Raw genomic sequence first — 25,390 nt, 5'->3', positions numbered from 1 at the left:
GTGCAAGCGGATGCGGCAGGAAACTGGTTTGGAGCTACCTCCCCGAGACAGGATTAATTTAAATAAATATTAAGAAAATTGCGCTCTTGGGTCTGCGGTGTTTATAGTTGTAAAAACAGCATGGAACACCACCGGCAGCCAGCAGAAGCCGAGACAGTCGGGTGCGGGGAAGGGGTAAATGGAAATTGGCAGCCGGCTATTGACCATTGCCCATTCCTCTGTCCGGCTGCGGGGACTGCTAGCGATAAAAAGAAAAGAGATGAATCAAGAAATAAGGCCAAGGCCGACGTGCCTCTACCAGATGCTTGAGACTCAGGCAGAAAAAAACCCAAACGCGATTGCCATTACTGCCCCGGGAAGGGAGCCGCTCACTTATGGCAATCTGTGCGATTCAATTCAAAATATCGTTGCCGGACTGAACGCAATTGGCGTGGGGCGCAATGACCGGGTGGCGGTGGCCCTTGCCAATGGCCCGGAAATGGCCGCTGCCTTTTTAGGCATCGCTTCGGGTGCCACCTGCGCCCCCCTCAATCCCGCCTACCGGACGAGTGAATTTGACTTTTACCTGTCGAACCTGAATGCGAAAGCGCTAATAATTCAGTCAGGCGTTGCCGAACCGGCAGCAGAAGTCGCCCGCAAACGGGGTATCCCTATTATAGAACTTTCCCCCGTCCAAGAAGCGCAAGCGGGTATTTTTAGCTTGGCCGGTGGGGAACCAAAGCCGGCAAAACAGGGCGGGTTGGCCCAGCCTGACGATATCGCCCTAGTGCTGCACACTTCCGGCACCACATCCCGCCCCAAAATCGTGCCCCTGACGCACAGCAACCTCGCTTGCTCAGCGCAAAACATTCGCAGTTCGCTGCAGCTGGTTTCGGGGGATTGCTGTCTGAATGTGATGCCGCTGTTTCACATTCACGGGCTGATCGGTGCGCTGCTTTCCTCCCTGAGTGCCGGTGCTTCTGTGGTTTGCACTCCCGGTTTTTCCGTTCCAAAGTTCTTTGAGTGGCTTGACGAATTTCGCCCGACATGGTATACTGCTGTTCCTACCATGCACCAAGCAATTCTGGCGCGGGCTGCAGCGAATCGGGAAATTATTGCCCGCTGTGGGATAAGATTAATTCGCTCCTCCTCCGCTGCGCTGCCTCCGCAGGTGATGGCAGAAATAGAGAGGACATTCAGCGCCCCGGTAATCGAAGCTTATGGGATGACAGAAGCCTCCCATCAAATGGCTAGCAATCCGCTGCCGCCGCGCCTGCGCAAAGCCGGTTCGGTTGGCGTAGCGGCGGGACCGGCAATCGCGATTGTGGACGAGTCGGGGAACGTGCTGAGTGCCGGTGAAACCGGCGAGATAGTGATCCGGGGTGCCAGCGTCACCGCCGGCTACGAAAACAATCCAAAAGCCAACGAAAGCGCCTTTACGCAGGGATGGTTCCGCACCGGCGACCAAGGGTATTTAGATAGCGACGGCTACCTGTTCATCAAAGGGCGGATTAAAGAACTGATCAACCGGGGTGGCGAAAAAATTTCGCCCCGCGAAGTCGATGAAGTGCTGCTGAATCACTCAGCGGTAGCCCAGGCTGTGACCTTCGCTCTGCCGCACCCCCAACTGGGTGAGGATGTGGGCGCGGCGGTAATTTTGCGAGAAAACTTATCGGTAACAGAAAGAGAAATTCAGGAATTCGCGGCGGCGCAACTGGCGGATTTTAAAGTGCCGCGCCGGGTCATTTTTGTGGGAGAAATTCCCAAAGGAGCCACCGGCAAATTGCAGCGGATTGGCTTGGCTGAGAAGTTGGGGGTAGTGGCGGATGAGCCGGCAGAGTCCTTAACAGCATTCGCGCCTCCCAGCACCCTCGCAGAAGAAAAATTAGCGGCGATCTGGTTAGAGGTGTTAGGAATCGAGAAAGTAGGCGTCCGCGACAACTTCTTTGAGTTGGGGGGAGATTCGATTCTGGCGGCGCAGATTGTAAACCGAGTGCGATCGGAAATGCAAGTCGAGCTGTCGTTTCTGGATTTGTGGCAGAACCCCACGGTAGCGGGGATGGCGGCAGAGGCCACCAGAAAACAAGCCGTGCCTGCCGCACCGATTCAGCGGATATCCAGAGAGGGAGAATTGCCCCTTTCCTTTGCCCAAGCCAGAATGTGGTTTTTCGAGCAGTTGGAACCAGAGAATCCGGCTTACAACCGGCCTGTTGCGCTGCGCCTGACGGGGAAGCTCAATGTGGCAGCACTGGAGCAAAGCCTGAATGAGATTGTGCGCCGGCACGAAGTTTTGAGAGCGAGTTTTCCGGCGGTGGATGGCGTGCCGGTGGGAGCAATTGCCCCCAATCTCAGTTTATCACTATTGGTGACAGATATTAGCGATTTGCCCGAGCGCGAGCGAAAAGTTGAAGCGGACAGACGGTTGGCTGAAGACGCTCAGCGCCCTTTTGATTTGGCCAGAGGGCCTTTGGTGAGAGCCACTTTGTTGCCGCTGAGTTCAGAAGATCACCGGCTGCTTTTAGCAATGCACCACACTGTCTTTGATGGGTGGTCTGTCGGAGTTCTGCTGCAGGAATTGGGGGAACTCTACGAAGCCTTTTCCACCGGCAACCCCTCGCCACTTCCAGCACTGCCGGTGCAGTACGCAGACTTTACAGTTTGGCAGCAGCAGTGGCTGGTAGGGGAGGTGCTGGAGTCTCAACTCGCCTACTGGAAAAAACAGCTTGCCGGTGCGCCTTTCGTGCTGGAACTGCCGGCGGACAGACTGCGACCGGCAGTGCAAACCTACCGGGGGGCCAAGCACTCTTTAATGCTGCCGGTCTCCCTAGGTGAATCCCTGAAAAAGCTGAGCCAGCAAGAAAAAGTTACCCTGTTTGTGACGCTGATCTCCGCTTTCGCGACACTCCTGTATCGCTATACGGGTCAGGATGATGTTATAATAGGCACTCCGATTGCCGGTCGCAATCGCATCGAGACGGAAAAACTGATTGGGGTGTTTATCAACACCTTGGTTCTGCGCACCAATCTGGCCGGCAATCCGGCGTTTCGAGAGCTGTTGGGTCGAGTTGAGGAAGTGGCGCTGGGGGCACTGGCTCACCAGGATTTGCCCTTCGAGAAACTGGTAGAAGAGCTGAAACCGCAACGAGACTTGAGCCGGTCGCCGGTCTTTCAGGTGATGTTTCAATTGAGAAACCTCCCCAGCGAGACGGGAGAAGTGCGAGGTTTGAAAATCGAGGAATTCAAGGTTGATATAGGGGTAGCCAAGGTTGATTTAACCTTAGAAATCGTCGAGAAACCCTCTGGACTGTCCTGTTTGTTCGAGTACAGCACCGACTTGTTCGACGCCGCCACCATTGAGAGGATGGGCGGGCATTTCCAGACATTGCTGGAAGGGATTGTGGCTAATCCACAGTGGCGAGTTTCGGATTTGCCCCTGCTGACAGAAGCAGAGCGACATCAGTTGCAAACCCAACTGCCCAGCGCTTTTGTCACGCTCGACGCCCTGCCGGTGACGCTCAACAACAAAATAGACCGCCGCGCACTGCCGGCACCTGAATGGGAACCAGCTGCTAGCGAATCCGGCTTCACAGCACCCCGCGATAATTTGGAAATCGAGCTACAGTCAATTTGGGAGAGGGTTTTAGGCGTTCGCCCCATTGGCGTGACAGATAATTTCTTTGATTTGGGGGGGCACTCGCTGCTGGGGGTGCGGCTACTCGCTCAAATCGATAAAATTTTTGGCAAAAATCTGCCTCTGGCTACGCTATTCGGGGCACCCACCATTGAGCGACTGGCGGATGTTATCCGCCAAAAAGGGTGGGTAGCGCCCAGCCGGTCGCTTGTGGCGATTCAAGCGGGAGGAACGAGAAAGCCTTTATTCTGCGTTCATGGACTTGGAGGCCAAGTTTTATATTACTATAATTTGGCGTCTTATCTGGGGAAGGAACAACCCGTTTACGGACTGCAATCGCGGGCCATGGATGGTCAAACAGAACCGCACACAAAAATTGAAGACATGGCGGCTGATTACATTAAAGAAATGCGTACTGTTCAGCCCTACGGGCCTTATTTTCTAGCCGGTTACTCCCTAGGAGGCGCTGTGGCTTTTGAAATGGCCAGGCAGTTGGTGCGTTCTGGCGAAAAGGTGGCAATGCTGGCGGTTTTTGACACCTACAGCCCTACCTTAAACCGCGAAATACCGTCCTTTAGCTATCGGGCACACATTCACCTGTTGAATCTTTCTCGATTTACAGCGCCAGAGAAGATGATTTATATTTTGGAGTGGGCTCTTAGGAAAAGTTTTAGCTATGGGGGTTATTTTCACCTGTTGAAAATTTCTCAACTCACAACTCCAGAGAAGATAATTTACATCAGGGATCGTCTTTTCAGAAAGGGGAAGAATTTGTTAGGGAAGCTAGCGGAGAAAATTTTCTGGTGGGCAGCTAAAAAAAAGGAGGCCGAACTGCCGCATTATCTGGAAGAGATAAAAAAGGCAAATGCCATTGCTAGAAAAAATTATGTCCCGCAAGTTTACCCGGGCCGGCTCACTTTGTTGCGGGCGATTGAGCGGCCAACTGGGATGTATTATGACCCTTACTTGGGCTGGGAGAAACTGGCTGCCGGTGGGGTGGAAATCGTGGAAGTTCCGGGAAATCATGTTACCATAATCTGGGAGCCCCGCGTCCGGGTTCTGGCGGAAAAGTTGCGGGAGTGCCTCGATAGATAGTAGGGTGGGTTATGCGAAGCAGAACCCACCCCAGTTATTTTACTGCTGAACGGGTATCTCAATCCAAAACTCGGTTCCTTTTCCGGGTTCAGAGAAGCACTTCAGGACACCCCGGTGCTTTTCAACCACAATTTGATAGCTGATGGACAGCCCCAAGCCGGTGCCTTTCCCCACCGGCTTGGTTGTAAAGAACGGGTCAAATATGCGCCCCTGGATATCTAGGGGCATGCCAGAACCGCTGTCGGCAATCGCAATGCGAGCGAATTGAGAATTGGGGATTTTGGATTTTGGATTTTGGATTTTGGATTGATTGTTTTGAGCCCATCCCCATGCTTCATGCTCAGTGCCAGGTGCTTGGTGCGCCACTTCGGTGCGAATCCGAATCGTAGGGCATGGCTGTTCTTTCCTACGCCCGAGGCCCGATTCCCAATGCCCCATTTCCAAAGCGTCGATGGCGTTGGATATGATGTTCATAAATACTTGGTTCAGAGAGCCGGCGTAACACGCCACCGCAGGCAAATTGCCGTACTCTTTGACTATCTCAATCGCCTGCCGGTTGGGGTTGGCTTTAAGCCGGTGCTGCAAAATCAGCAGGGTGCTCTCAATCCCTTCGTGAATATCCACCTGCTTCATTTGCGCTTCATCCACCCGGGAGAAGGTTCGCAGCGCCAGAACAATCTCGCGAATGCGGTTCGCGCCCATTTTCATGGATGCGAGCAATTTCGGCAGATCCTCAACGAGAAATTCCAGGTCAATCGCTTCGGCGTGTTGCTGAATTTCTTGGTTAGGGGTATAGTGCTGCTGGTACAGTTTCACCAGTTGCAGCAAATGCTGGCTGTACTGCGAGGCATGGGTGAGATTGCCGTAGATGAAATTGACGGGGTTGTTGATTTCGTGCGCCACACCGGCGACCATCAGCCCCAAGCTGGACATTTTTTCTGTCTGGACCAGCTGGGCGTGAGTTTGTTGTAACTCCCGCAGCGCCCCTTCCAGCTGCTGCGATTTTTCTTTATACCGCGCTTTGGATTGCCGCAACGCTGCCTCAACTTTTTTGCCCTCAGTGATGTCTTCGGAAATGCCCAGTAAATACTTGGGGTTTCCCGATTCGTCAAAAAGGGGAATTTTGCGCGTGTGCAGGATTCGCCGGCCCCGGTGGGGTGTCCCGATGACTTCTTCGGGGATGTCAGCCAGCTTTCCACTGGCGATCGCTTGCCGGTCGAAGGCTATTCGCACATCCGCCTCAGTGGCGGGGAACAATTCGCACACTCTCTTGCCGATCGCAGCCGCCTTGGAATATCCAAACACTTCCTCACTGGCTTTATTCCAGACCGCAAACCTCAGGTCAGCGGCCTCCTTTATGAACACAGCCACCGGCAGGTTTTCCACCACCTCGTTCAAGAACTTCTGGGTTTTGCGCATTTCTTCTTCAACCCGCACGCGCTCAGTGATTTCATAGCGGATTGCTAAATAGTGACTGGGAATCCCTCGCTCATCGAAAAAGGGTACAATTGTGCTATCGACCCAGTAATAGCTGCCATCTTTTGCTTTATTCTTGATTATCCCTTGCCAAATTTTCCCCCGGGCGATGGTTGACCACATCTCCTTAAAGAATTCCTTGGGGTGATGGCCAGAATTGAGGATGCGGTGGTCTTGGCCAATCAGTTCTTCCCTGGAATATTTGGATATCTCACAAAATTTATCGTTGATATGGGTGATCTTCCCCTGTCTGTCGGTGATGGCTACGATGGCAGCCCGATCCAAAGCCAACTTGATATCAGACAGTTCTTTCAGCGATCTTCGCAGCTCTTCCTCCATTCGCCGGCGTTCGGTAACGTCCTCCACTAAACCAATGACCAATTCGGACTCACCGGCACCGTTGCGCATGGCGGAGGCGATCAGGTGCCCCCAAATCGCGCTTCCATCTTTGCGGATATACCGCTTGTCCACTTGGAAGAAATCTTTTTCACCGGCAATCACCTTTTCGTAAAGTTCTGACTCGCCTCCCACATCGTCGGGATGGGTGAAGTCCGCAAAAGTCATCCCCAGCAGTTCGGCTTCGCTGTACCCCAAAATCTTTTGCAGCATGGCATTGCTTTTGAGAATTCGCCGATCTGACCGGGTGGCGGTTGCCATGCCCACCGGCGCATTTTCAAAGATTTTCTCGAACAGCTGCTCACTTTCCTCGGTCGCTTCCGCCCGCTTCTGCTCCGTGATGTCACGCCCCACCGCATAAATCAATTGCTGTTGCGCCGGGCATGTCGCATTCCACTGAAGCCACTTGTAGGAGCCATCTTTGCACCGGTACCGATTTTCAAAGCCAATAATGCTCGAACCGCGCTCCAGTTTTTTCCCTTCCGCAATTGTGGATGGCCTGTCTTCCGGATGGACCCACTCAATCAGGGGTTTGTTTAAGATCTCTTCCTTCGTAAAGCCCAACGTTCTTTCCCACATCGGGTTCAGGCGCTTCAGGCAGCCATCAAACCCCACAACCCCAATCAGGTCGTGCGAGAGATGGAAAAAAAGATCCTCCTCTGCCTCTGAGTTCCTGCAATCGCTCAGGTTAATAACATCCTCTCCTTCCAAAACAAACATAACGCACGCCCCTCTTCTTAAAATCTCTACAGCTTCATACCCACATAACTGTTGATCTTTAGGGTTCAGACGCGAGTCTTGACACTCACCTCCAGCCCCAGCCGGTGCTAGGCTGGAAACACCAGCCAGCTTTGTTTTGACGCTAACCCTGCCTGTTTGTCCCGCCCGTTCATCCTGACGCCCCGGCATCGCAGGGCCCAAGGAAGCTATCTGGGCCTATCTAAACAGGTATTTTTTTTATTAATTCAATTCTATTTTTGCACTCGCTCTCGAACAGGATCTTTAAAGATTTTTTAATCTTTAACTTAATACAGTGTTACATCAGGGGGGGAATGTTTGGCTAATGTGTTTTTTATATTTCCTAAGCTTTTTAAATTCCGGTTAATTCCCTTGCGAACGCTTTCCCCTGATGAATGTCGCTCAAGGCCCTCAGCCCCGATCGGAGTGCATCAGCCAGACGCGCTCTGGGCCCACAGCAAGCATGCCGGTGATGGGAGCATTCCGGTGCCGGTAAATAGGCCCAATAGAGGCTCCAGATCGTCCTCCCGCTGGCACTTGACCAAGCTCAGCTTTCGAGTGGCCAGCCCTAGCCCGGTCGAGTCTGAGAGCGTACCGGTATTGTAAAACTTCCTTCACAGAGCAGACAGTAATAGACATTAATTGACTATAATGTAGAGGGACGCTCAGACTTATAGTCTTCACCACCCAGTAAAAGATTGGGACATTATCCCAAGAGCGAGAAAAAGTAATTCCAAAGACCAAACTCTCAAGAGGGATAGGGAATGTCTGCACTGGTGTTGAAAGTCAGGTCAGAGTAAGATAGCTAATCAGTCTGTAATTTTAGCATTATAGCAGCAGTCATATTGGTTAGAACAATAGAAGCTTCGGGAGCTCTGGAGCAAGGGAGGCCGGAATGTAGGGTTCCTAAATGCTTACTGCCATATAGACGTAGGTACGGCGTCCGCCGAGCCTGAAGGTCTAATGTTCTAACCTAAGTGCATACTGCTATAGAATTTGTAACACGACTTATGCAGCGACAGTCAATGTGGTGTGTGGTGGGTGACGCGCTTCGCGTTCCCCACCCTACAGATAGAGGCTTTGCGTAAGTCCTGTGTCATTGAGATTGCCAATTCAGAATTCCTCCGTATATAAAATCTGGTTAATTTCCCAAAATTCAATTTTCTCCGCCTCCCCCCGAGCCCCCTCAATGGTTTCTAAGGTTGCTGGCAAATCGGGATCTCAATCGAGAATTCGGTTCTCTGTCCGGGTTGAGACTGACAGGTGAAGACGCAGCCTGGGTTTTCGACCGCGATGAAGGTGCTGATGGACAGCCCCAAGCCGGTGCCTTTCCCCACCGGCTTGCGGTGGTGAGTGCTGGGCAAGACAGACGCCGGAATTCTTTAAACTAGCTCTCCTCTGTTCAGGAATAATTAACATACAAGGCTTAAAATTCCCACGAGTGGCAGAGAAACTTAATATTCTTCGGGTTTGAGCGAGTCATCTGACGGTGAAAAAAGCCGGCTGCCGGCTGCCGGCGGCACGCTGCGGACACCGGCATGCCGGCGTGGCCGGTGGGGGGCTCGTCTGGGGCTCAGTCGCCGGTGACGTGAACCACCAGCTCGCGGATGTGGCTGCGCTGCCGGTGCTCCCAGAGGTAGATTCCCTGCCAGGTTCCCAGCACGAGTCTCCCTCCGGCAATGGGAATCTGTTCCGAGGTCTTGGTCAGGGCCGTGCGGATGTGGGCCGGCATGTCGTCCGGGCCCTCAGCGTTGTGGATGTAGCGCCGGCTGTCTTCTGGTACGAGCTTGGCAAAGAAATTTTCCAAATCCCGCAGCACGTCGGGGTCGGCGTTTTCTTGGATCAGCAAGCTGGCAGAGGTGTGGCGCAGAAACAGGGCGCACAGGCCAGTTGCGACGCCCGATTCCGCGACGACGGCTTCAACTTTCGAGGTGATTTTGCACAGCGACTTGCCGGCAGTTTGAATTTTGAGCAGCTGTTGGTGGTGGGTCATGGTCTGGTGGCGGTGTGGCTGGGGCTATAGCAGCAGTCATATTGGTTAGGATAATAGGAGCTTTGGGTGCGGGGGAGCAGGGGAGGCCGGAATGTAGGTTCCCTAAGTGGCTGCTGCTATAATGGCATGGCGCACAGAGCATGGCGCGGCGAGCATGGCGCATCATGGAAGACTCATAGCTTTTGCCCAATGCCCCATCGCCCACTGCCCCAATGCGATGATGCCTATGTCCTAACCTAACTGCCTACTGCTATAATGATTCCCGACAAGACAGCAGAGCCTTTTTTAGGAACTCTGTAAAAACGCCGGTGTCGCGTCCCCACACCGGCTCTCGGCAAGGTGAGCGGCGAGCCGGTCTTATCCGGGAAAACCGAGCCCCTAAAATCGAGAGTTAATGTTTCCTCTATGTAATAGCACTGATATCGCTGGCGCTGCCACCGGCTCCCGGTAGGAGCAGGCAAGACTTGAGCATCAGGGGACAGGAGGAGAAGAGCGCGCTCAATTCACCCTCTCAGAGCTTGTTTATCAAGAGAATTCGTGCTAAATTCACCCCCTCACCCCCTTTCTTTTCAGGCAAAAATCAACACCCACACTTCTCAAGAATGGGGGGGAGAGGGGGAGAGAAATAGCCGGCAGCGCGCACGCCAGCGCTGTTGGCACAAGAACGCAAAAGCCGAGCGCAAAGGCTGGCAGCCAGAGGCTCATCTGCTGTTTAGCAGTCCAAACTTCACACAACCCCCGCACAATTGTAAAGAATTGACAAAGAAGCGCCCAAACCCTAGACTGGCCACTGGAAGTGCCGCATAATTAAAGTAAGCCAAAAATTAATTTTCTCGCACAAACGACTTGGGTGAGGGTTTGAAATGAAAACGAAACTTGTCGCTAGCCTAACTGCCGCAGCCGCCGCCTCTGCGGTCGCCTGCTTCTCCACTCCGGCGCTCGCCGCCTCTCTCACGCCCAGCAATTTTGGAGTGAATGGTATCAAATTTGACACCAACACCACTGTCCAGTTTGACTTCTTGGAGTCTCACGGGATGTGGCAGACAGCCCTGGGGGTGTACCGCACAGACGGCACCCTAGCCGGCACCCTGTTTACAGAAGACTTGCGAGGCTCCGATCCTGGCGCTAACGACTCCAAGAATGATTGGAAGGGAACCTGCGGCCTGTCGATGTCCAACTGCACGACCACCTTCAACTTTCTCGCTGGGGTCGAATACAAGTTAGGGTTGAGGAAGTACAATCCAGCAACGCCGAATGTGGTGAGTGCCCCGTATTCCCTGGGCAGTGATGCCAATAAGGCCAAATTTATCTACGGTGGCAGCTACACCTACAACCTCCAAGGGCCAACCTGGATTCAAAATAATCCGGGCCAAAGCCCGCAAACCGCGAGCCTCTCTGTCGGGTTTGAGCAGGTGTTAATTGCAATGGAAGATGGATACGACAAGGACTACAACGACTTCATCTTCAAAGGCAAAAAAGTCCCCGAGCCTTCTACAGCGCTGGCACTGCTGGGCGTGGGAGCTGCGGGTTTGCTGGGAGTGCGCCGCCGGCGTCACCGCGAAATCGGTTAAGAAAGCGAGCTGCGATTGGAATCCGTCAGAACAGCAGGTTTTGACAGCCCGCAGTTCTTTTGTGCCACTTGTGGAGAGTCACCTGCCTGTGGCCACTCCCCGGCCTGGGCGTGCGGTGCCTTTATCAGGGTGCGTTGCCTGGGGAGTGTGGGAACCGTCACCGGCATCCCCAACTCGCGCGCGTTTTTGCCCGGATGCCCGAATTTAAGGCGGGCTTTTCAGGCTGAAATACAAATACAGCAAGGGTTTCAGATTTTAGAATATGGACTATTAAAGCAAAGCTTTTAACCGGATAGCCGGAAAGGGAGCTGCTCGGAAACCGGACTGCAGGAGCTCGCATAACCGCAGCGTGTGCCGCGACAAGGGGGGAGGGGGGATAGAAAGGAGAAATGTTCATTTTTAACAAAAGTGGGAGCCTCCGTAGCAGAAGGTTCTATTCCAGCATCTTTATCAAAACTTTACAAAACTCGCAAGTTGTATCAAGAGTTGATTAAATCCCCAAACCTCCCTTGACAGTGCACAGCGGTTCTTTTATAAAGGAAATAAGCTAACACGAACAGCAAAGTGTCCGACGGAATATGGGGCTTCCAATGAAAACCACTACATTGACTGCGGCAACCGCTAAGACTCTCAAATACACGGCGTCCTGTTTGGGGTTAATCGCCAGCAGCGTTTTAGCAGTTTCGTCTTCAGCTCAGGCGTTCGATTTTAAGACCAACTACCAGGCTGCCCTGCCAAACCCCGATACCTGGAAAGGGGATATCCTGCTGCAGTCAGTAGAGATCGGCAATACTGCCATCACAGACTTTGCTGTGGTGAGTGGAGCCAATATTGTCTGGAATGACCTCTGGACAGGAGGCGACACCGGCGCAGCCAGCGCTGACAGGGGAGACTTAGCAACGGTTGGGCTGTCCCAGGAAAAGCTTGATAATAATGGTGTGGTGGCTGCCCTGGGCAACCTGTACCTCAGCAGTATTATTGATACGGAAGATAGCGGCAAGTCTACGATTGACCTTTCCTTCAATAAGGCAGTAGATAAATTATTCTTCTGGGAGCGTGGCAAGAACAGCCAACTTGACATTCAAGCCCTGGATGCTGGGGGAAACCTGATTGGCAACTTGTTCAGCCTGGGGAACTCTAGCAGTTGGCAAAATGCTGGATACAAGCTTGACACTCTCGAAATTAACGGCGCTCAGGACGTAGGTTCTAAGGGCGTGACTTTAGCAGACTTGGGGGTGTCAGGACCGATTAGCGGGCTGCGAGTGATCACCAAGAGCAGCTACCAGGGGCCAGACTGGAAAGTCGTCGGTTCCGCCGCATCCGTCCCCGAACCGGCAACCCTTGCCGGTCTGGGACTGGTCGCGGGGTCCCTCGCCGCCTCTCGCCGGCGCAAGGTTGCTAAGGTTTCCTAGTTGCCGATCGGGATACAGCTGGGGCAGCGTCACAATTTGGCAGACAATTTGGCAGAGTGGCCTTGTTTGGGGCGGTTGCTTGACCGCCCCTATTTATCGGCAGCGCAGGCCGGTGCGCCTTTCATAAATCACCTCAGCCGGCTGTATCTAATTTATATAAACTGTAGCGATAGCCAAATTAGTTAGGACATTAAACATTGAGGGTCGGAGGGAACGCCTGATCTACGGATATATAGAGGTTTTCAGTTGGATGAAGTACGCGCCAGAAACCCGGTTTCTTAAAGAAACCGGGTTTCTCAGTACCTCACTAATATGAAAAAAGCGATCTCCTGCAGGACAGGCATCTGGCCCCTCAATCTTCGGGAGTACACCATATAAACGGAAATGACGCAAGGAAAAGTATCTGGGTTGAGGGGGAGGCGGAAGCAGCGCTAGAATGAAACCCTGAAACGGGATTGAAAATGTCTAACTCTGCCCCTGCCCCCAACCCATCCGCCGGCCATTCCGAGCCGGCAGCAGGCCCAACGCTGGTACTCGTTGATGGCCACTCGCTAGCCTTTCGCGCCCATCACGCCTTAGCCAGAAGTCGGGATGGGGGCTTGAGGACATCCACCGGCATCCCCACCAGCGTCTGCCATGTCTTCCTCAAGTCCCTGCTGCAGGTGATAGAAACGGAGAAGCCGCAATATCTTGCGATCGCCTTTGACCTCGGCGAGCCCACCTTCCGCCACGAAGCGGACGCCACCTACAAAGCGGACAGGACGGACACACCGGCAGACTTGCTCATCGAGCTGGAAAATCTCCAGGAACTGCTCAGCGCCTTGAACCTGCAGGCTGTGACCGCTCCGGGTTACGAGGCGGACGACGTTTTGGGCACCCTGGCACAGCGGGCGAGCGAGGCGGGGTATCGGGCGAAAATCGTCACCGGTGACCGGGATTTATTTCAACTGGTAGATGCGGCAAAAGGCATCAGCGTCCTGTATCTCAGTCAGGACACCTTCGGGCGCTCCGCAAAAGCAATCGCCCGCGAATTTGGCCCAGAAGAGGTCAAGGAGAAACTCGGCGTAGCACCGGCTCAGGTGGTCGATTACAAAGCTCTCTGCGGTGACGCCTCCGATAACATCCCCGGCGTTAAGGGAATTGGGGACAAGACAGCGGTGAGTTTGCTAAGCGTTTACGGCTCGCTTGACGGGATTTACGCTTCGACAGACAATATTAAAGGAGCCGTCAAGAAAAAGCTGGAAGCTGGGAAAGCAGACGCCTACCACTCCCAGCACCTGGCGAGAATTGTCCTCGACGTGCCGGTGGAAATTGAGCTCGAAGACTGCAAGCTCAAGGATTTTGACGAGGGGGCGCTCGTACCGCTGCTGGAAAAGTTCGAGTTCAAGAGCTTTTTGAGCAAAATCAAGCAAATGCACGCGCTGTTTGGCGGCGCAACTGAGCCGGCGAGCGATCCTGAGCCGGTGCCGGCACGGGCGATCGCAGCCGCCCCGGCACCGCTGCTGGAAGACCGGCAACTGTCGCTGTTCGACGAACCGGCAGCCCCAGCCCCAGCAGAACTGCCGGTGCCAACGGTTCGGGAGCCGGTGCCGATTAAGCCGCGCATTATTGACACGCCGGAAAAGCTGGCGGAGTTGGTGCAGCTGCTGCAAACCCGCACTCACTCTGATACTCCCGTCGCTTGGGACACGGAAACCACTGCGCTGGAGCCGCGTGACGCGAAACTGGTGGGGATTGGCTGCTGTTGGGGAGCCGGTGAGGAAGATGTGGCCTATATTCCCACCGGCCACACTGGCGGGGGGAATCTAGACAAGGCAGCGGTGTTGGAGGCGCTGCGTCCGATTCTGGAAAGTGCGGACTATCCCAAAGCGCTGCACAATGCCAAATTTGACCGCTTGGTGCTGCGCTGTCAGGGGATTGAGCTGGCGGGTGCCGTCTTTGACACGATGCTTGCAAGTTATGTGCTTTTGCCAAAAGAAAGCGACGACCGGAGTGAAGAAAGCTACAAACTGAGTGATTTAGCACAGCGCAAGTTGGGGATAAAGGCTCAAAGCTACGAGTCTTTAAAAGTGCCTAAAGGCAAAACAATTGCGGATTTAAAGATTCCGGAGGTGGCGGACTACTGCGGGATGGATGTGTATGCGACGTTCTTGCTGGTGGGGAAACTGCGGGAGGAATTGCAGGCGGTTGAGAGAGTTCACCGGCTGCTGCTGGAAGTTGAGCAGCCGCTAGAGCCGGTGCTGGCTGAGATGGAATACACCGGAATCCGCATTAACAGCCCATATCTCGAAGAACTATCGGATCAGCTGGAAAAGGACTTAGCAAAGATTGTGGAGGCAGCTTATAAGGCTGTCGGTGGGGAGGAATTCAATTTGGGTTCGCCGAAGCAGGTGAGCAAGCTGCTGTTTGAAAAGCTGAAATTAGACACCAAGAAGTCGCGCAAAACCAAGATGGGTTACTACTCGACAGACGCAGCTGTTTTGGAAAGGCTGCAAGGCCAGCATCCGGTTGTTGACTGTATGTTGGAACACCGCACTCTGGCGAAGTTGAAGTCTACTTATGCGGACGCTTTGCCGGCGCTGGTGCGAGCGGACACGGGGCGGGTGCATACGGATTTCAACCAGACGGCTACGGCGACGGGGCGGCTGTCCTCTTCTAATCCCAATTTGCAGCATATTCCGATTCGCACGGAATTTTCGCGGCAGATTCGCAAGGCGTTTCTGCCTGAACCGGGCTGGCTGCTGGTGTCGGCGGACTATTCGCAAATTGAGTTGCGGATTTTGGCGCACTTGAGTCAGGAGCCGGTGCTGGTGGAGGCTTACCGCAACAATCAGGACGTGCATACGGTGACGGCGAAGTTGCTGTTTGAGAAGGAAACGGTGAGTGCGGAGGAGCGCCGGTTTGGGAAGACGATTAATTTTGGCGTGATTTACGGGATGGGTTCAGCGCGGTTTGCGCGGGCGATTGGGAAGACGCCGGCGGAGGGGAAGCTGTTTATTCAGCGGTTCTACCGGCGCTATCCGAAGGTGTTTGAATATTTGCAGCAGCTGCAAAGGGAGGCGATCGCGCAGGGGTATGTGGAGACGATTTTGGGGCGTCGCCGGTATTTTACATTTGAGGGGGAGAGTTTGCGCCGGTTGAAAGGCAGCAATCCGGAAGAGATTGACCTTGACCGTCTGAAAAAGCTGGGTCCGAAAGACGCGGAACAGCTGCGTGCGGCTGCGAACGCGCCGATTCAGGGTTCGAGTGCGGATATTATTAAGGTGGCGATGGTGCGGCTGCAGGAGAGGTTGCGGAATTGCGGGGCGCGTATGCTGTTGCAAGTGCACGATGAGTTGGTGTTTGAAGTGATGCCGGCGGAGTGGGAGGAGTTGCAGCCGGTGATTAAGTCGGTGATGGAGAGTGCTGTGCTGCTGAGTGTGCCGCTGGTGGTGGATATCCGTGCGGGGCAGAATTGGATGGAGGCGAAGTAGGGAGGGGTTACTAATGGACACATTGCGAAAGCTGGAGCTCCTCAAGGAGAGTTATTCTGATCCAGAAGAACTAGACTTGATAGTGGGGAAGCTTCTAGAAGTTGCCCTCAGCCAGCACCGGCAGCGGTTGGAGCGGTATGAGGGAGACTTGCGGGAGTTTGAGCGGCGGTACAGCCTGGACTCAGCAGAATTTTACCGCCGGTTTGGAGCCGGTGAACTGGGCGATGGGATTGATTTCTTTGAGTGGGCCGGCTTGTGCGAACTTCGCCAAGACATTCTGGAAAAGATTCGGCAACTGGAGCTTGCGTTATGACAGCCGGCAGGTGAACCGCACTGTGCCGGCTGAAGTGCCAGGATTTGCCAACCTCACTGCTGTTGGCGGTGTCCTCCAACCCGCCGGTGCTCTCAATATGCAGCTCCTCTGGGAGGAGGGAGGTTAAACCGGATGGGGGGATGCGCCAGCTCTGTCCACTCCTGGCTTGACTGTCAGGGGCTTTTTTATAGGTTGACAAAACCCAAGTGCTTGGGTTAGTCTCAAGAAAAGACCCAAATCGGGGAGTGGGAAAGGAGTAGCAAACGTCTATCGGCGAAATAATTGAAGAGGGGGAACAGTGAAGGTATAGCGGTACTAAACCAGCCGATCTGTATCAATATCAATAATGCTTTTAAAACCTTGTAGCGGGAATTTTGGAGTGACATATGCTAAATGTTGAATATCTTACCAATCAAGACGGAGAGGCAATCGCCGTGGTGATTCCTATTGAGCTGTGGCGACAGCTGCTACCTGCGGAAGAAGCTTCCGTTGAGGAACTTGCGGAAGCGGTAGAAGACTATTGCCTGAACAAAGCCATGAATGAAGCTGTTAATACGCCATTGCTAACTCGTTCAGAAGCCTTAGCTTATCTTGAGGAATAATTGTCTTGGAAGTTCAATACCGGCAGGCTTTTCTAAAAGACCTGAAGCAACTGAAGAGTTCGACATCATACCAGCGCATCTGCGAGCTTGCGTTTACAACTTTAGAAGCCATCAATACCTTGGAGGAGATTCCTGACATTAAACCCATGCGAGGTTACACGGGTCGGTATCGCATTCGGATCGGCGATTACCGTATTGGAATAGAGCTTAACGGAGATGTCATAGAAGTGATGCGCGTTCTACACCGTCGGGAATTTTATCGTTATTTTCCGTAAGCATTTGCAATCAAGATTGGTAAAGGGAGCGCTACCTCTGCTAGCACCGCTCTCCCTGGTACTTGTAGGAAAAGCGTCCGTCTTCCCTTTTCCTCTGACTGCTTCACCGGCTCCCCATTCCTTAAACCCGGAGGTCAATACAGCTTCCCCACTCGTTGCGTGCGCCTGGTAGGGACAATCCCCCCGTGATTGTCCCCCGTCGCTCGCCGGTGCGAGTTCTTAAACAGGATAATTAAACGAAAGGAATTAACCACAACCCGCTCAATCGTCATCCGCCAGTTCCTCGGCTAGCTCCTCAGCGGTATATTGCCAGACGGAAACCTTTTAACGGGACAAAGCATTTATAAACTCAGACCGGCTCAGACCCGCAATTTCTGCTGCACTCCCCTGAGAGATTTCCCCTAATTCATACCATTTTACTGCGGCAGCAATCTGCATTTCTTGGATAAACTCCTCCGGGCCTTTGCGGAGTGTGCCAAAGACGGTTTCTGGGACTTGGAATGAGAGTGTTTTCACGGAAAAACTCCTGCCGGTAACGAAACCAACAATACTATGATAACACGTTCCGCGCACTTCACCACCGGCAGGACCACCGGCACGACAGACGTAGAGCAGGCATCTCGCCTCTCCTGCCCACAGACGTAGCACAGGCGAGACGCCTGTGCTGCTGACCGAACTCCTAAACGTTTTTCATAGCAATCAGGTAGTTAGCACTCGCTAACTCTTCATTAGCCCCCGGACTCAACTGCGTGACAAAATCTTTCTCCAGATACAGCTGGGGATTATCTATCAGCTCAGAAACCTTCATATTCTTGAACTTCTCAGCGACAGGTGCCGGCAGCCCCCGGATATAAGAGTTCAGGAACCAGCTCAGGCTCCACACCGGCAGCCCGCACGCCGGCACCCCATATTCCAGAATTTGCAAATCGCCCTCAAACAGATTTTTCAACCCGCTGCCGGTCATATTGTAGTAGTGGTCGGGATAGCCGTGAAAAGGTTGCATAAACGGAACTTGGATGTACAGAATCCCCCCCGGCTTGAGAACCCGAACAATCTCCCGCGCACAATCAAAAGGATGCTTGACATGTTCCAGCACGTCCAGCGAAAATACCGCATCAAAAACCCCCGATTTAAACGGCAGGATTTCCCCTATCCCCACAACATCTGTCGTGGGATAGTCGGCAATCTCAAAATTCACAATATTGCTGTAATACTTCCTTCTCAGCCCGCAGCCATTATCCAGAATTAAACCTTGCGGTAATTTTTTGACGATACTGTGAGCCACCTCATCGTAGTGATTTGCCGAAATATTTTTCGTTGGCTTCACATTGCCACACTCAATCAAATCCTTGGTGAGAAAGTTATAGCTAGTCCGGCTCAAGCCAAACTCAGCCCCACAGCCACCGCACCGCAAGCCGGTGCCGGCATTAACCAGCGTCTCGCTCCCGCAAGCCGGACAGCGGACAATCTCTCTGATTTTTTCCAGCTTCTTGGTTTTAAAGTTCCAAAAGTCATCATAAAATTTACTGGAGATAAAGAAAGGCAGGGGGAGCCGGTGTTCCTCTCCCTGGATAAAGAACTGGATGAACCAAGACTCTCCCGGAGAGAGGTCATTAATGGGCAAATAGTGCCGGAAGCCCAGCACATACTGCTGTGGATAAATGGCTTCTACATCCGGACGGCTGACAGTCTCTAAAGGGCGAGCGTATGTGCTAGAATTGCGAAGGGTAGGCTGTTCTATCGGATGCGCGGATTTCAGCCAGCCGGCAATCCAAGTCAGGTGAGACGCAATTTGGTCGTTTAACTTCGGGAAATCCAGCCAGTAGGTAAAAGGCTGAGACTCTTGGCTCTCACTCGTTCCCGCCTCAACATCTCCCCCAACAGCCGGCAATGCCACTGGAAAACTGCATTCCCGACCGTCCATGAAGAACCTTACGGACCAGGATTCCTCTGGGGAGAGGTCAGCCACCGACAAATAATGCTGGAATCCTACCATGTACTGGTGGGGATAAGCCGCTTTTACATCCCGCCCGCTCTCAATAGACAGAGCGTGAGCGTATGTGCTATAATTGTTAACGGTAAGCCCTTTAATCGGACGGTCAGCCGCAACCCATCCCCTCAGCAAAATCAGCGGAGAAGTCACCTCCTCGTTTAACTTGGGAGAGTCGATACCCCAGATAAAATAGTCGGAATAGAGGTCTTGACTGTCTGCGCTTTCAAAGGCTTTAGTGGAAATTGACAGGGGGATGGGAAAACTGTATTCAAGGCTTGCGAGCGAGAAATGGACAGACCACTGCAAACAGTCTTCTGGGGAGAGGTCAAGCAGTGACACATAATGCCTGAATCCTAGCGCATACCGGTCGGGATACTCCGCTCGGACATCAGGACGGCTGGTGAGGGTTAGGGGACGAGTGTAAGTGCCGGTGTTGCGAAGAGTTGGGCGTTCAATCGGATGTTGAGCCGCAATCCAGCCCCCGATGACCAGCAAGGGTGATGTGATGTCCTCGTTGAGTTGCGGTAAATCTATACAGTATCTAAATGGCAGGTAAGAGAGGTCTTGGTTCATTCTGAGTCACGGCGTCTGGATGACATACTATTTTAGGGGGGAGCCGGTTTAAAATAAACTCCAAGGGATTTTTTTCGCCGGCACTCTCGATCTATTTTGTCCTTGGACTGCATCCAGCAAGGGACAGCCGGCCAAGCTTTTCATAACCTATCACAGCGCTCCCTCCGGGTGTCTGCCTTCCCCGCCACCGGCACCGGTACGGGACAGTTGGCCAAATCCAGGACTTGTCCCCTGCTCCCTTAGCCCCCTCCTCTCCCCCGCGCCCCTCGTGGATACGGTTGGCGAATCTGTCAAGGGTGACACCCAACATTGGCTCCCGCCGCACACCTCCCATATCATTTCCGGTGAATTGCTCCTAACAACTTTTTCCTGTACCTCTTCATTCTTGGCGTCCTTGGCGTCTTGGCGGTTCAATCTAATAACAATCAATCAGACGTAAAAAACGCTGGGAGGGGTTAGCTCTGGCGTGCCGGCTCTCACCCGAGAAAAGGTCTACTCAAAATCGTTATGACTATGATATAGTTGTAACAGTTCGTAAAGAATCAGTCGTTGCCTGCCAGGGTAAGCTCTAAATTGTCTTACCCGCGCTCGCGCACGAGTGGACGCACAAACATTGTAGGAGAATCAGCTCATGACTCATCAGACAGAAGGATGTCTTCGGGTTGGCCAAGCTGCCCCCGACTTCACTGCAACAGCAGTGGTCGATCAGGAATTCAAGACCATTAAGCTGTCAGACTATCAGGGCAAAAATTATGTAGTCTTGTTCTTCTACCCCCTGGACTTTACCTTCGTGTGCCCCACGGAAATCATAGCATTCAGCGACCGCTATGAAGAATTCAGCAAACTGGGAACCGAAGTCCTCGGCGTCTCGGTTGACAGCGAATTCTCCCACTTGGCGTGGATTCAAACCGACCGCAAGCAAGGCGGCGTAGGCGACCTCAACTATCCCCTCGTTTCCGACATCAAGAAAGAAATCAGCGCCGCCTACAACGTTCTCGATCCCGAAGCTGGAATCGCCCTGCGCGGTTTGTTCATCATTGACAAAGAAGGGATTATCCAGCACGCCACCATCAACAACCTGGCCTTTGGGCGCAACGTGGATGAGACGCTGCGGACACTGCAAGCCATCCAGTACGTCCAGTCTCACCCGGATGAAGTCTGCCCCGCCGGCTGGAAGCCTGGGGAAAAGACCATGACGCCCGACCCCGTGAAGTCCAAGGAATACTTTGCGGCTGTTTAATTCCTAACAGTGGGGTGCGCTGAACGCACCCCATTTCATTTAAAGCAGCAGGAGATATCAACAACCTATGCTCACTTCCACTGATTTCACCGGCTTAATAAATCAGCGCTTCTTTCAAAACTTTTTACCGCTCCCAGCGACCAATAAATTTTACCCCGAAGTTTGCCCGCCGGACTTTGAACTGCCAGACATCACCAATGGCGGGCGGTTGAAAATATCAGACTACAGGAAGAAGCAGCCGGTCGTACTGGCTTTCACCCGCATCTTTACCGAAAAGCAATATTGCCCCTTGTGCTACCCGCACATTATAGAACTGAACACTCACTACGAGCGCTTCAAAGAAAAAGGGGCTGAGGTGCTGATGATAACAAGTACCGACGAGAGGCAAAGCAAAATTGTCGTCAAAGATTTGGGGTTAAAAATGCCCTTGCTCAGCGATCCGGGCTGCGGCGTTTTCCGCCGGTACCAGACCGGTCAAGCCTTGGGCGCTCCCCTGCCGGCGCAGTTTGTGCTTGACGGACAGGGGAAATTATGCTATAGGCACTTGTTTTCCTTCCTGGAGCCGAATGCCGGTGTTGAGAGACTGCTGGCTGTACTGGATTCACTTTAAAAGTGTGGGGGCGCAGCAGAAGCCGCGCCCCTGGGAATTCTTTCCGGCTGATATTTAAAGACGCACCTGCGACAAATCGCGACGGGGGTTGAAACTGCGAATCGCCTTAAGCTTCTCGTAATAGTCGCGCTCGATAGGGGTGATCTCCTTAGGAGGCACAATTAAAATCCGCGCCAAAAGGTCGCCGCGCCCGCCCTTCGGGTTTGGCCACCCCTTGCCGCGCAGGCGCAGTGATTGCCCCGAACGAATGCCGGCAGGGACACTCACCGTCACCATGCCATCCGGCGTTGGGACTTCAATTTGAGCGCCCAAAACCGCCTCATCGGGAGCCACCGGCACCTCGCACAGCAGATTTTCCCCCTCAAACTGGAAAAACGAGTGAGGCTGGATTTCCACCGTCAAGTACAGATCTCCGCGCTGCTGGCTGTAGGCGTTCATCTGGCCTTTGCCGCGAACGCGAATGCGGCTTTTCGGCTTAGCGCCGGCAGGAATCCGCACCTCAATCGTCTCACTCCCGAGACTGATGCGCTTGCTCACCCCGTGAAACGCTTCCGACAGAGTTAGAGAGATGCTTCCCTCCCTATCTGCAGAGGCACCGGCTGAGCGCTCGCCAAAACCAGAAGAAAAATCCTCAGCCCCGCTGTAGCCGCCAAACCCTGGCCCGTTCGAGCTAGTGCGGTAGTTGTAATTCCAGCGCCCATTGCGACCGGCACTCGCACCGGCACCCGCACCGGCACCCCCAGCGCGACCGAGCAATTCATTAATAAACTCATCAAAACTGCCGAACTGGCTGAAGTCGAAGTCACTAAAGTTCACCCCGGCACCTGGCCATCCAGCCCCAGCGCCAGCGCCAGCCCCAGCCTGCTTCCAATACTGGCCAAATTGGTCGTATTTTTTGCGCTTGTCGGGATCTGACAGCACCTCGTAAGCTTCGCTAACTTCCTTAAAGCGAGCTTCCGCCTCCCGATTGCCCGGGTTCATGTCCGGGTGGTACTTGCGAGCCAGTTTGCGGTATGTCTTTTTAATCTCGTCCGCACTGGCCGTTTTGCTCAATCCCAAGATCGCGTAATAGTCCTTGAAATCGGTCGCAGCCATTCCCCAGCCTCCTCTCCTTTAAAAATTCAGTGTAAAGTTTTCTGTCTGCGTCTTCCTAAGGCTGCCTGACTGCGCCGATTGCAGCCAACCGCTAGCCAGTGGGTACAGTGGGCGCTGCCAGAGCCGCCCTCACCCCCGACTTGTCTGCCACCCCCCCAATCCCCGGAGAGGGGAACTTCAATCCCCTCTTTTTTTTACTCCCCCCGCCGCTCCATCCCCAGAGGGGGGCCCCGAGCCTCCCCTTGTGTGGGCGGTGAGGGGGGGTGAGGGGATTGGGTCTGTGTGGGCAAACTTTCCCCACTGTACTAACTTCAAGGTAGCCAAGCTCCGGCTCCGGTCAAGTTCGGTTCTTTCTCAGGTTGCCAGCGCAATTTCCGAACCCCCGAAAAAACGCACATCTAACTTGCCATTAAGCAAGTTAGTTTAAACTGCTATTTTGGTTTTAATATAAAGTTTCTAGATACTAAAACTTCACAGTAAAATAGTAAATTTAATGTCTGGCTGTAGGGACGCGACGGGCGGGTTCTACAATACGACATGTCGCGGGAGTACAATACGGGTGTGGCGTCTGAGCCGGTCGAGGCCATCTGGGAGAGAGGGTGGGGCGTCGCAGAGGTGCCGGTGCATTTGCAAAATCACCTCCTCTGGAACTTGGCGGCGGCGCTGCCGGTTCCGTTGCAGACACAGCTCCACCGGCATATCCAGCCACAAGCCGGCGATCTCGGTAAAGCCGGCAGCTCTGGCGAGTTCGATAGCCGCTCGCCGCTGCTGGCGAACAGCATTCGTAGCATCGTAAATCGCTGTGCGCACCCGGTTCCCCGGTGCCTCTCTGACAATTGGCCCGACCGCCACCCGAAATTGGCGCTCCAGCTCACTCCAGATTAAAGGCCAAGATCCCTGTACCGCCTCATCTCCGAAAAGCTGAGCGCGAATCGCATCTGTAGAAATCAGCCGCCAGTGCGGGAATGCTGCAATCAGCTGCTGGGCGAGAGTTGACTTGCCACTTCCGGGAATCCCAATCATCAAAATGAGCCGGCTCATCACTTACTTATCGCTGGGAAAGAGAGAACTGCAGAAGACTTGGGCGCGCCCTCCCACAGCCAAACAGCACAATCCAACTGCTCGCCAATAGCCGGCGCTGAAAATGTGCGCGATCTATCAGGCAAAAAAAGTTTTGGGGAAAGGAGTTTCAATCCCTGACAGGGATTCTTACAAACCATATCCGCGCCAGTTCTAGATAGTAGCACATTCCCAGCACCGCGACCGTGCCGGCACGACAGCGAACCCCAGGCTGCGAGGCCCGGGGCTGCAAGCACTGACTAAATGACAGTCCTGTCGGGAATTACCGCATTTTTCAGGACGACAACAATGCCGCTGCGGATGTAGAACCCTTCGCTCTCGCGATTGGCCTCTTCCACCCTGTCTTTATTGATGATTTGCACATGCCGGCCTATGCGGGCATTTTTGTCAATAATAGCGCGGCGAATCAGAGTTTCGGCACCTATCCCCAAGGGGACACCGCCTTTTTGCTGGCCAGACTGGCGCTCTGCAAAGGGCTCGTAGAAGTCAGCCCCCATCAGCAGGGAGTCTTCGATAACGCAACCGGCTTCCACGCGGGAGCGCACCCCCAAAACCGAGTGTTCAATGCGGCACTCTTTAAGTATGGAGCCTTCGCTAATAATCGATTCCGTGACGTGGCAGTCCAAAAGCTTGGAGGGCGGCAAATTGCGGGCGCGAGTGTAAATTGGAGCCGTTTCGTCGTAGAAGCTGAAAGCCGGGTGAGGCTGGTGCGTCAGAGCCAAGTTAGCGTCATAGAACGCCTCAATCGTTCCGATGTCTTCCCAGTAGCCATCGAACAAATAGGCTTGAACGTTGTAGTCCTTCGCGGAAGCGGGAATAATTTCTTTCCCGAAATCAGTCTGTTGTGGGGATTCCCTGAGCAGCTTGCCGAGAACCTCTTTTTTAAAGACATAGATCCCCATCGACGCAATATAGGGAGATTGCTTGGCCTGTTCTGGCGTCAGCCCCAGTTGGGTGGTGTCCACCTGCATGTTGAGCAGGGCATCCCCTTTGGGCTTTTCGCTGAAGGCCACCACCCGACCGCTGCCGTCAATTTTCAGCAGACCGAAATCCGAGGCGCGTTTATCGTCCATTGGCAGCACCGACAGCGTGATATCTGCGCCGGTTTCCCGATGGCGCTGCACGAACTGGCGATAGTCCATGCGGTAGAGGTGGTCGCCAGACAGGATCAGGTACTCGTCCACGTCCCACTCTTGGAACAGCCACAGATACTGGCGCACCGCGTCTGCGGTTCCCTGAAACCAGTTGGGGTTTTCTTGGGTTTGCTGGGCGGCGAGGACTTCCACAAACCCATCGCTGAAGCCCGGGAAGTTGTAGGTGCGGGAAAGGTGGCGATTCAGGGAAGCCGAGTTGAACTGGGTCAGAACATAGATTTTGTAAATCTCTGAATTAATGCAGTTACTGACCGGAATGTCAATCAGGCGGTACTTGCCGGCAATGGGAACCGCCGGCTTGGCCCGCAGCTTGGTCAGCGGGTAAAGGCGGGTGCCCGCGCCCCCACCGAGAATGATGCCTAATACTTTTTTCAAGAAAAATCTCCCTACTGCCGTTGATCTTTACAGTCCAGTGTCTGACTGTGTGGGATCGTTGGCAAGGGGGGAGGGCAGAATCCTCTGAGGGCGCGAAAGGCACCTGTGGCCTCCAAGCGGGCTATAGCGTGTGTTGATTCGATGAGGGCACACCACTCGGTCGCCTGCATCCGCCCCACCTTTTTTTGTTACAATTGCTCACAAATTTTGGCCATCCCGACAGCGGCGGCCAGAATTTTGAGATTTTTTTAGATTTCTTGACGGCGTGGCATGGTAGGGTTTAAGAGTGGGAATCTGACTAAAAATATTATTTTTG

At 53.6% G+C, this 25,390-nt stretch carries 20 protein-coding genes and 1 pseudogene; 10 read left to right on the top strand and 11 right to left on the bottom strand.

Annotated features, from left to right (window positions below):
- Positions 1-259: 259 nt before the first annotated feature.
- Complete coding sequence (locus OSC10802_RS48095; RefSeq protein WP_155968552.1) at positions 260-4,705, top strand: alpha/beta fold hydrolase; 4,446 nt, start codon at positions 260-262, stop codon at positions 4,703-4,705.
- A 39-nt stretch (positions 4,706-4,744) separates the two neighbouring features.
- Here OSC10802_RS48095 and OSC10802_RS42345 read toward each other — a convergent pair whose 3' ends face one another.
- From OSC10802_RS42345 to OSC10802_RS51460, 5 genes and pseudogenes are all read right to left on the bottom strand, one after another.
- Positions 4,745-7,297: a PAS domain-containing sensor histidine kinase gene (locus OSC10802_RS42345; RefSeq protein ID WP_017720304.1), complete on the bottom strand. Its 2,553-nt coding sequence runs from the start codon at positions 7,295-7,297 to the stop codon at positions 4,745-4,747.
- Between the two features lie 429 nt (positions 7,298-7,726).
- The gene (locus OSC10802_RS51470) at positions 7,727-7,954 is read right to left on the bottom strand and encodes a hypothetical protein (protein WP_155968548.1); all 228 of its coding nucleotides are present in this window, start codon (positions 7,952-7,954) and stop codon (positions 7,727-7,729) included.
- Between the two features lie 557 nt (positions 7,955-8,511).
- Positions 8,512-8,658: pseudogene (locus OSC10802_RS51465) on the bottom strand (histidine kinase); the annotation flags it as partial.
- A gap of 230 nt (positions 8,659-8,888) precedes the next feature.
- A complete protein-coding gene (locus OSC10802_RS0129085; RefSeq protein WP_017720301.1) occupies positions 8,889-9,308 on the bottom strand; it encodes a secondary thiamine-phosphate synthase enzyme YjbQ in 420 nt (139 codons plus the stop codon).
- Positions 9,309-9,544: 236 nt separating this feature from the next.
- Positions 9,545-9,769, bottom strand: a complete 225-nt coding sequence (locus OSC10802_RS51460; protein ID WP_155968544.1) for a hypothetical protein — start codon at positions 9,767-9,769, stop codon at positions 9,545-9,547.
- A 402-nt stretch (positions 9,770-10,171) separates the two neighbouring features.
- Between OSC10802_RS51460 and OSC10802_RS0129080 the strand changes: the two genes are divergently transcribed.
- The 7 genes from OSC10802_RS0129080 (at position 10,172) to OSC10802_RS0129040 (ending at position 16,954) form a co-directional block, all read left to right on the top strand.
- Complete coding sequence (locus OSC10802_RS0129080; protein WP_017720300.1) at positions 10,172-10,879, top strand: PEP-CTERM sorting domain-containing protein; 708 nt, start codon at positions 10,172-10,174, stop codon at positions 10,877-10,879.
- Positions 10,880-11,469: 590 nt separating this feature from the next.
- On the top strand, positions 11,470-12,291 hold the full coding sequence (locus OSC10802_RS0129065; protein WP_044170222.1) for an exosortase-dependent surface protein XDP2: 822 nt from the start codon (positions 11,470-11,472) through the stop codon (positions 12,289-12,291).
- 461 nt (positions 12,292-12,752) lie between these two features.
- Entirely contained in the window at positions 12,753-15,764 is a 3,012-nt protein-coding gene (gene polA, locus OSC10802_RS0129060) for a DNA polymerase I (protein ID WP_017720296.1), read from the top strand.
- A gap of 13 nt (positions 15,765-15,777) precedes the next feature.
- Positions 15,778-16,077: a hypothetical protein gene (locus OSC10802_RS0129055; RefSeq protein WP_017720295.1), complete on the top strand. Its 300-nt coding sequence runs from the start codon at positions 15,778-15,780 to the stop codon at positions 16,075-16,077.
- Positions 16,067-16,204, top strand: coding sequence for a hypothetical protein (locus OSC10802_RS51455; RefSeq protein WP_017720294.1), 138 nt, complete (start codon positions 16,067-16,069; stop codon positions 16,202-16,204). The genes OSC10802_RS0129055 and OSC10802_RS51455 overlap by 11 nt, the downstream gene beginning before the upstream one ends.
- Positions 16,205-16,463: 259 nt before the next feature.
- Positions 16,464-16,679 (top strand): RelB antitoxin-like protein, encoded by a 216-nt coding sequence (locus OSC10802_RS0129045; RefSeq protein WP_017720293.1) that lies wholly within the window; start codon positions 16,464-16,466, stop codon positions 16,677-16,679.
- A gap of 5 nt (positions 16,680-16,684) precedes the next feature.
- On the top strand, positions 16,685-16,954 hold the full coding sequence (locus OSC10802_RS0129040) for a type II toxin-antitoxin system RelE family toxin (protein ID WP_017720292.1): 270 nt from the start codon (positions 16,685-16,687) through the stop codon (positions 16,952-16,954).
- Positions 16,955-17,088: 134 nt separating this feature from the next.
- On the opposite strand, the gene OSC10802_RS51450 is transcribed toward OSC10802_RS0129040, so the two are convergent.
- The 3 genes from OSC10802_RS51450 to OSC10802_RS48090 all read right to left on the bottom strand — a co-directional run bounded on the left by OSC10802_RS51450 (position 17,089) and on the right by OSC10802_RS48090 (position 19,520).
- A complete protein-coding gene (locus OSC10802_RS51450) occupies positions 17,089-17,226 on the bottom strand; it encodes a hypothetical protein (protein ID WP_155968542.1) in 138 nt (45 codons plus the stop codon).
- A gap of 52 nt (positions 17,227-17,278) precedes the next feature.
- Positions 17,279-17,470: a UPF0175 family protein gene (locus tag OSC10802_RS42340; protein WP_017720291.1), complete on the bottom strand. Its 192-nt coding sequence runs from the start codon at positions 17,468-17,470 to the stop codon at positions 17,279-17,281.
- A 163-nt stretch (positions 17,471-17,633) separates the two neighbouring features.
- Positions 17,634-19,520, bottom strand: coding sequence for a methyltransferase domain-containing protein (locus OSC10802_RS48090; RefSeq protein WP_017720290.1), 1,887 nt, complete (start codon positions 19,518-19,520; stop codon positions 17,634-17,636).
- 631 nt (positions 19,521-20,151) lie between these two features.
- On the opposite strand from OSC10802_RS48090, the gene OSC10802_RS0129025 reads away from it, so the two are divergent.
- Complete coding sequence (locus OSC10802_RS0129025) at positions 20,152-20,760, top strand: peroxiredoxin (protein ID WP_017720289.1); 609 nt, start codon at positions 20,152-20,154, stop codon at positions 20,758-20,760.
- Positions 20,761-20,827: 67 nt separating this feature from the next.
- Positions 20,828-21,370 (top strand): peroxiredoxin family protein, encoded by a 543-nt coding sequence (locus tag OSC10802_RS0129020; protein WP_017720288.1) that lies wholly within the window; start codon positions 20,828-20,830, stop codon positions 21,368-21,370.
- A 54-nt stretch (positions 21,371-21,424) separates the two neighbouring features.
- Here OSC10802_RS0129020 and OSC10802_RS0129015 read toward each other — a convergent pair whose 3' ends face one another.
- The 3 genes from OSC10802_RS0129015 to OSC10802_RS0129005 form a co-directional block, all read right to left on the bottom strand.
- A complete protein-coding gene (locus OSC10802_RS0129015; RefSeq protein ID WP_017720287.1) occupies positions 21,425-22,465 on the bottom strand; it encodes a DnaJ C-terminal domain-containing protein in 1,041 nt (346 codons plus the stop codon).
- 525 nt (positions 22,466-22,990) lie between these two features.
- On the bottom strand, positions 22,991-23,506 hold the full coding sequence (locus tag OSC10802_RS0129010; protein ID WP_017720286.1) for an AAA family ATPase: 516 nt from the start codon (positions 23,504-23,506) through the stop codon (positions 22,991-22,993).
- A 278-nt stretch (positions 23,507-23,784) separates the two neighbouring features.
- Positions 23,785-25,074, bottom strand: a complete 1,290-nt coding sequence (locus OSC10802_RS0129005; protein WP_017720285.1) for a glucose-1-phosphate adenylyltransferase — start codon at positions 25,072-25,074, stop codon at positions 23,785-23,787.
- Between the last annotated feature and the right edge of the window lie 316 nt (positions 25,075-25,390).

This window comes from Kamptonema formosum PCC 10802, assembly GCF_000332335.1.
GTDB lineage: Bacteria > Cyanobacteriota > Cyanobacteriia > Cyanobacteriales > Oscillatoriaceae > Oscillatoria.
Note: the sequence above shows the minus strand (reverse complement) of the source record. Positions and strands in the feature narration are given on the sequence as shown.

Coding starts and splice junctions, on each gene's coding strand:
- OSC10802_RS0129085 (WP_017720301.1), bottom strand. CDS start 9,308: ATGACCCACCACCAACAGCTGCTCAAAATTCAAACTGCCGGCAAGTCG.
- OSC10802_RS0129080 (WP_017720300.1), top strand. CDS start 10,172: ATGAAAACGAAACTTGTCGCTAGCCTAACTGCCGCAGCCGCCGCCTCT.
- OSC10802_RS51470 (WP_155968548.1), bottom strand. CDS start 7,954: ATGTCTATTACTGTCTGCTCTGTGAAGGAAGTTTTACAATACCGGTAC.
- OSC10802_RS48090 (WP_017720290.1), bottom strand. CDS start 19,520: ATGAACCAAGACCTCTCTTACCTGCCATTTAGATACTGTATAGATTTA.
- OSC10802_RS0129010 (WP_017720286.1), bottom strand. CDS start 23,506: ATGAGCCGGCTCATTTTGATGATTGGGATTCCCGGAAGTGGCAAGTCA.
- OSC10802_RS42345 (WP_017720304.1), bottom strand. CDS start 7,297: ATGTTTGTTTTGGAAGGAGAGGATGTTATTAACCTGAGCGATTGCAGG.
- OSC10802_RS51450 (WP_155968542.1), bottom strand. CDS start 17,226: ATGACGATTGAGCGGGTTGTGGTTAATTCCTTTCGTTTAATTATCCTG.
- OSC10802_RS0129025 (WP_017720289.1), top strand. CDS start 20,152: ATGACTCATCAGACAGAAGGATGTCTTCGGGTTGGCCAAGCTGCCCCC.
- OSC10802_RS0129045 (WP_017720293.1), top strand. CDS start 16,464: ATGCTAAATGTTGAATATCTTACCAATCAAGACGGAGAGGCAATCGCC.
- OSC10802_RS0129065 (WP_044170222.1), top strand. CDS start 11,470: ATGAAAACCACTACATTGACTGCGGCAACCGCTAAGACTCTCAAATAC.
- OSC10802_RS0129055 (WP_017720295.1), top strand. CDS start 15,778: ATGGACACATTGCGAAAGCTGGAGCTCCTCAAGGAGAGTTATTCTGAT.
- OSC10802_RS0129020 (WP_017720288.1), top strand. CDS start 20,828: ATGCTCACTTCCACTGATTTCACCGGCTTAATAAATCAGCGCTTCTTT.
- OSC10802_RS0129015 (WP_017720287.1), bottom strand. CDS start 22,465: ATGGCTGCGACCGATTTCAAGGACTATTACGCGATCTTGGGATTGAGC.
- OSC10802_RS48095 (WP_155968552.1), top strand. CDS start 260: ATGAATCAAGAAATAAGGCCAAGGCCGACGTGCCTCTACCAGATGCTT.
- polA (WP_017720296.1), top strand. CDS start 12,753: ATGTCTAACTCTGCCCCTGCCCCCAACCCATCCGCCGGCCATTCCGAG.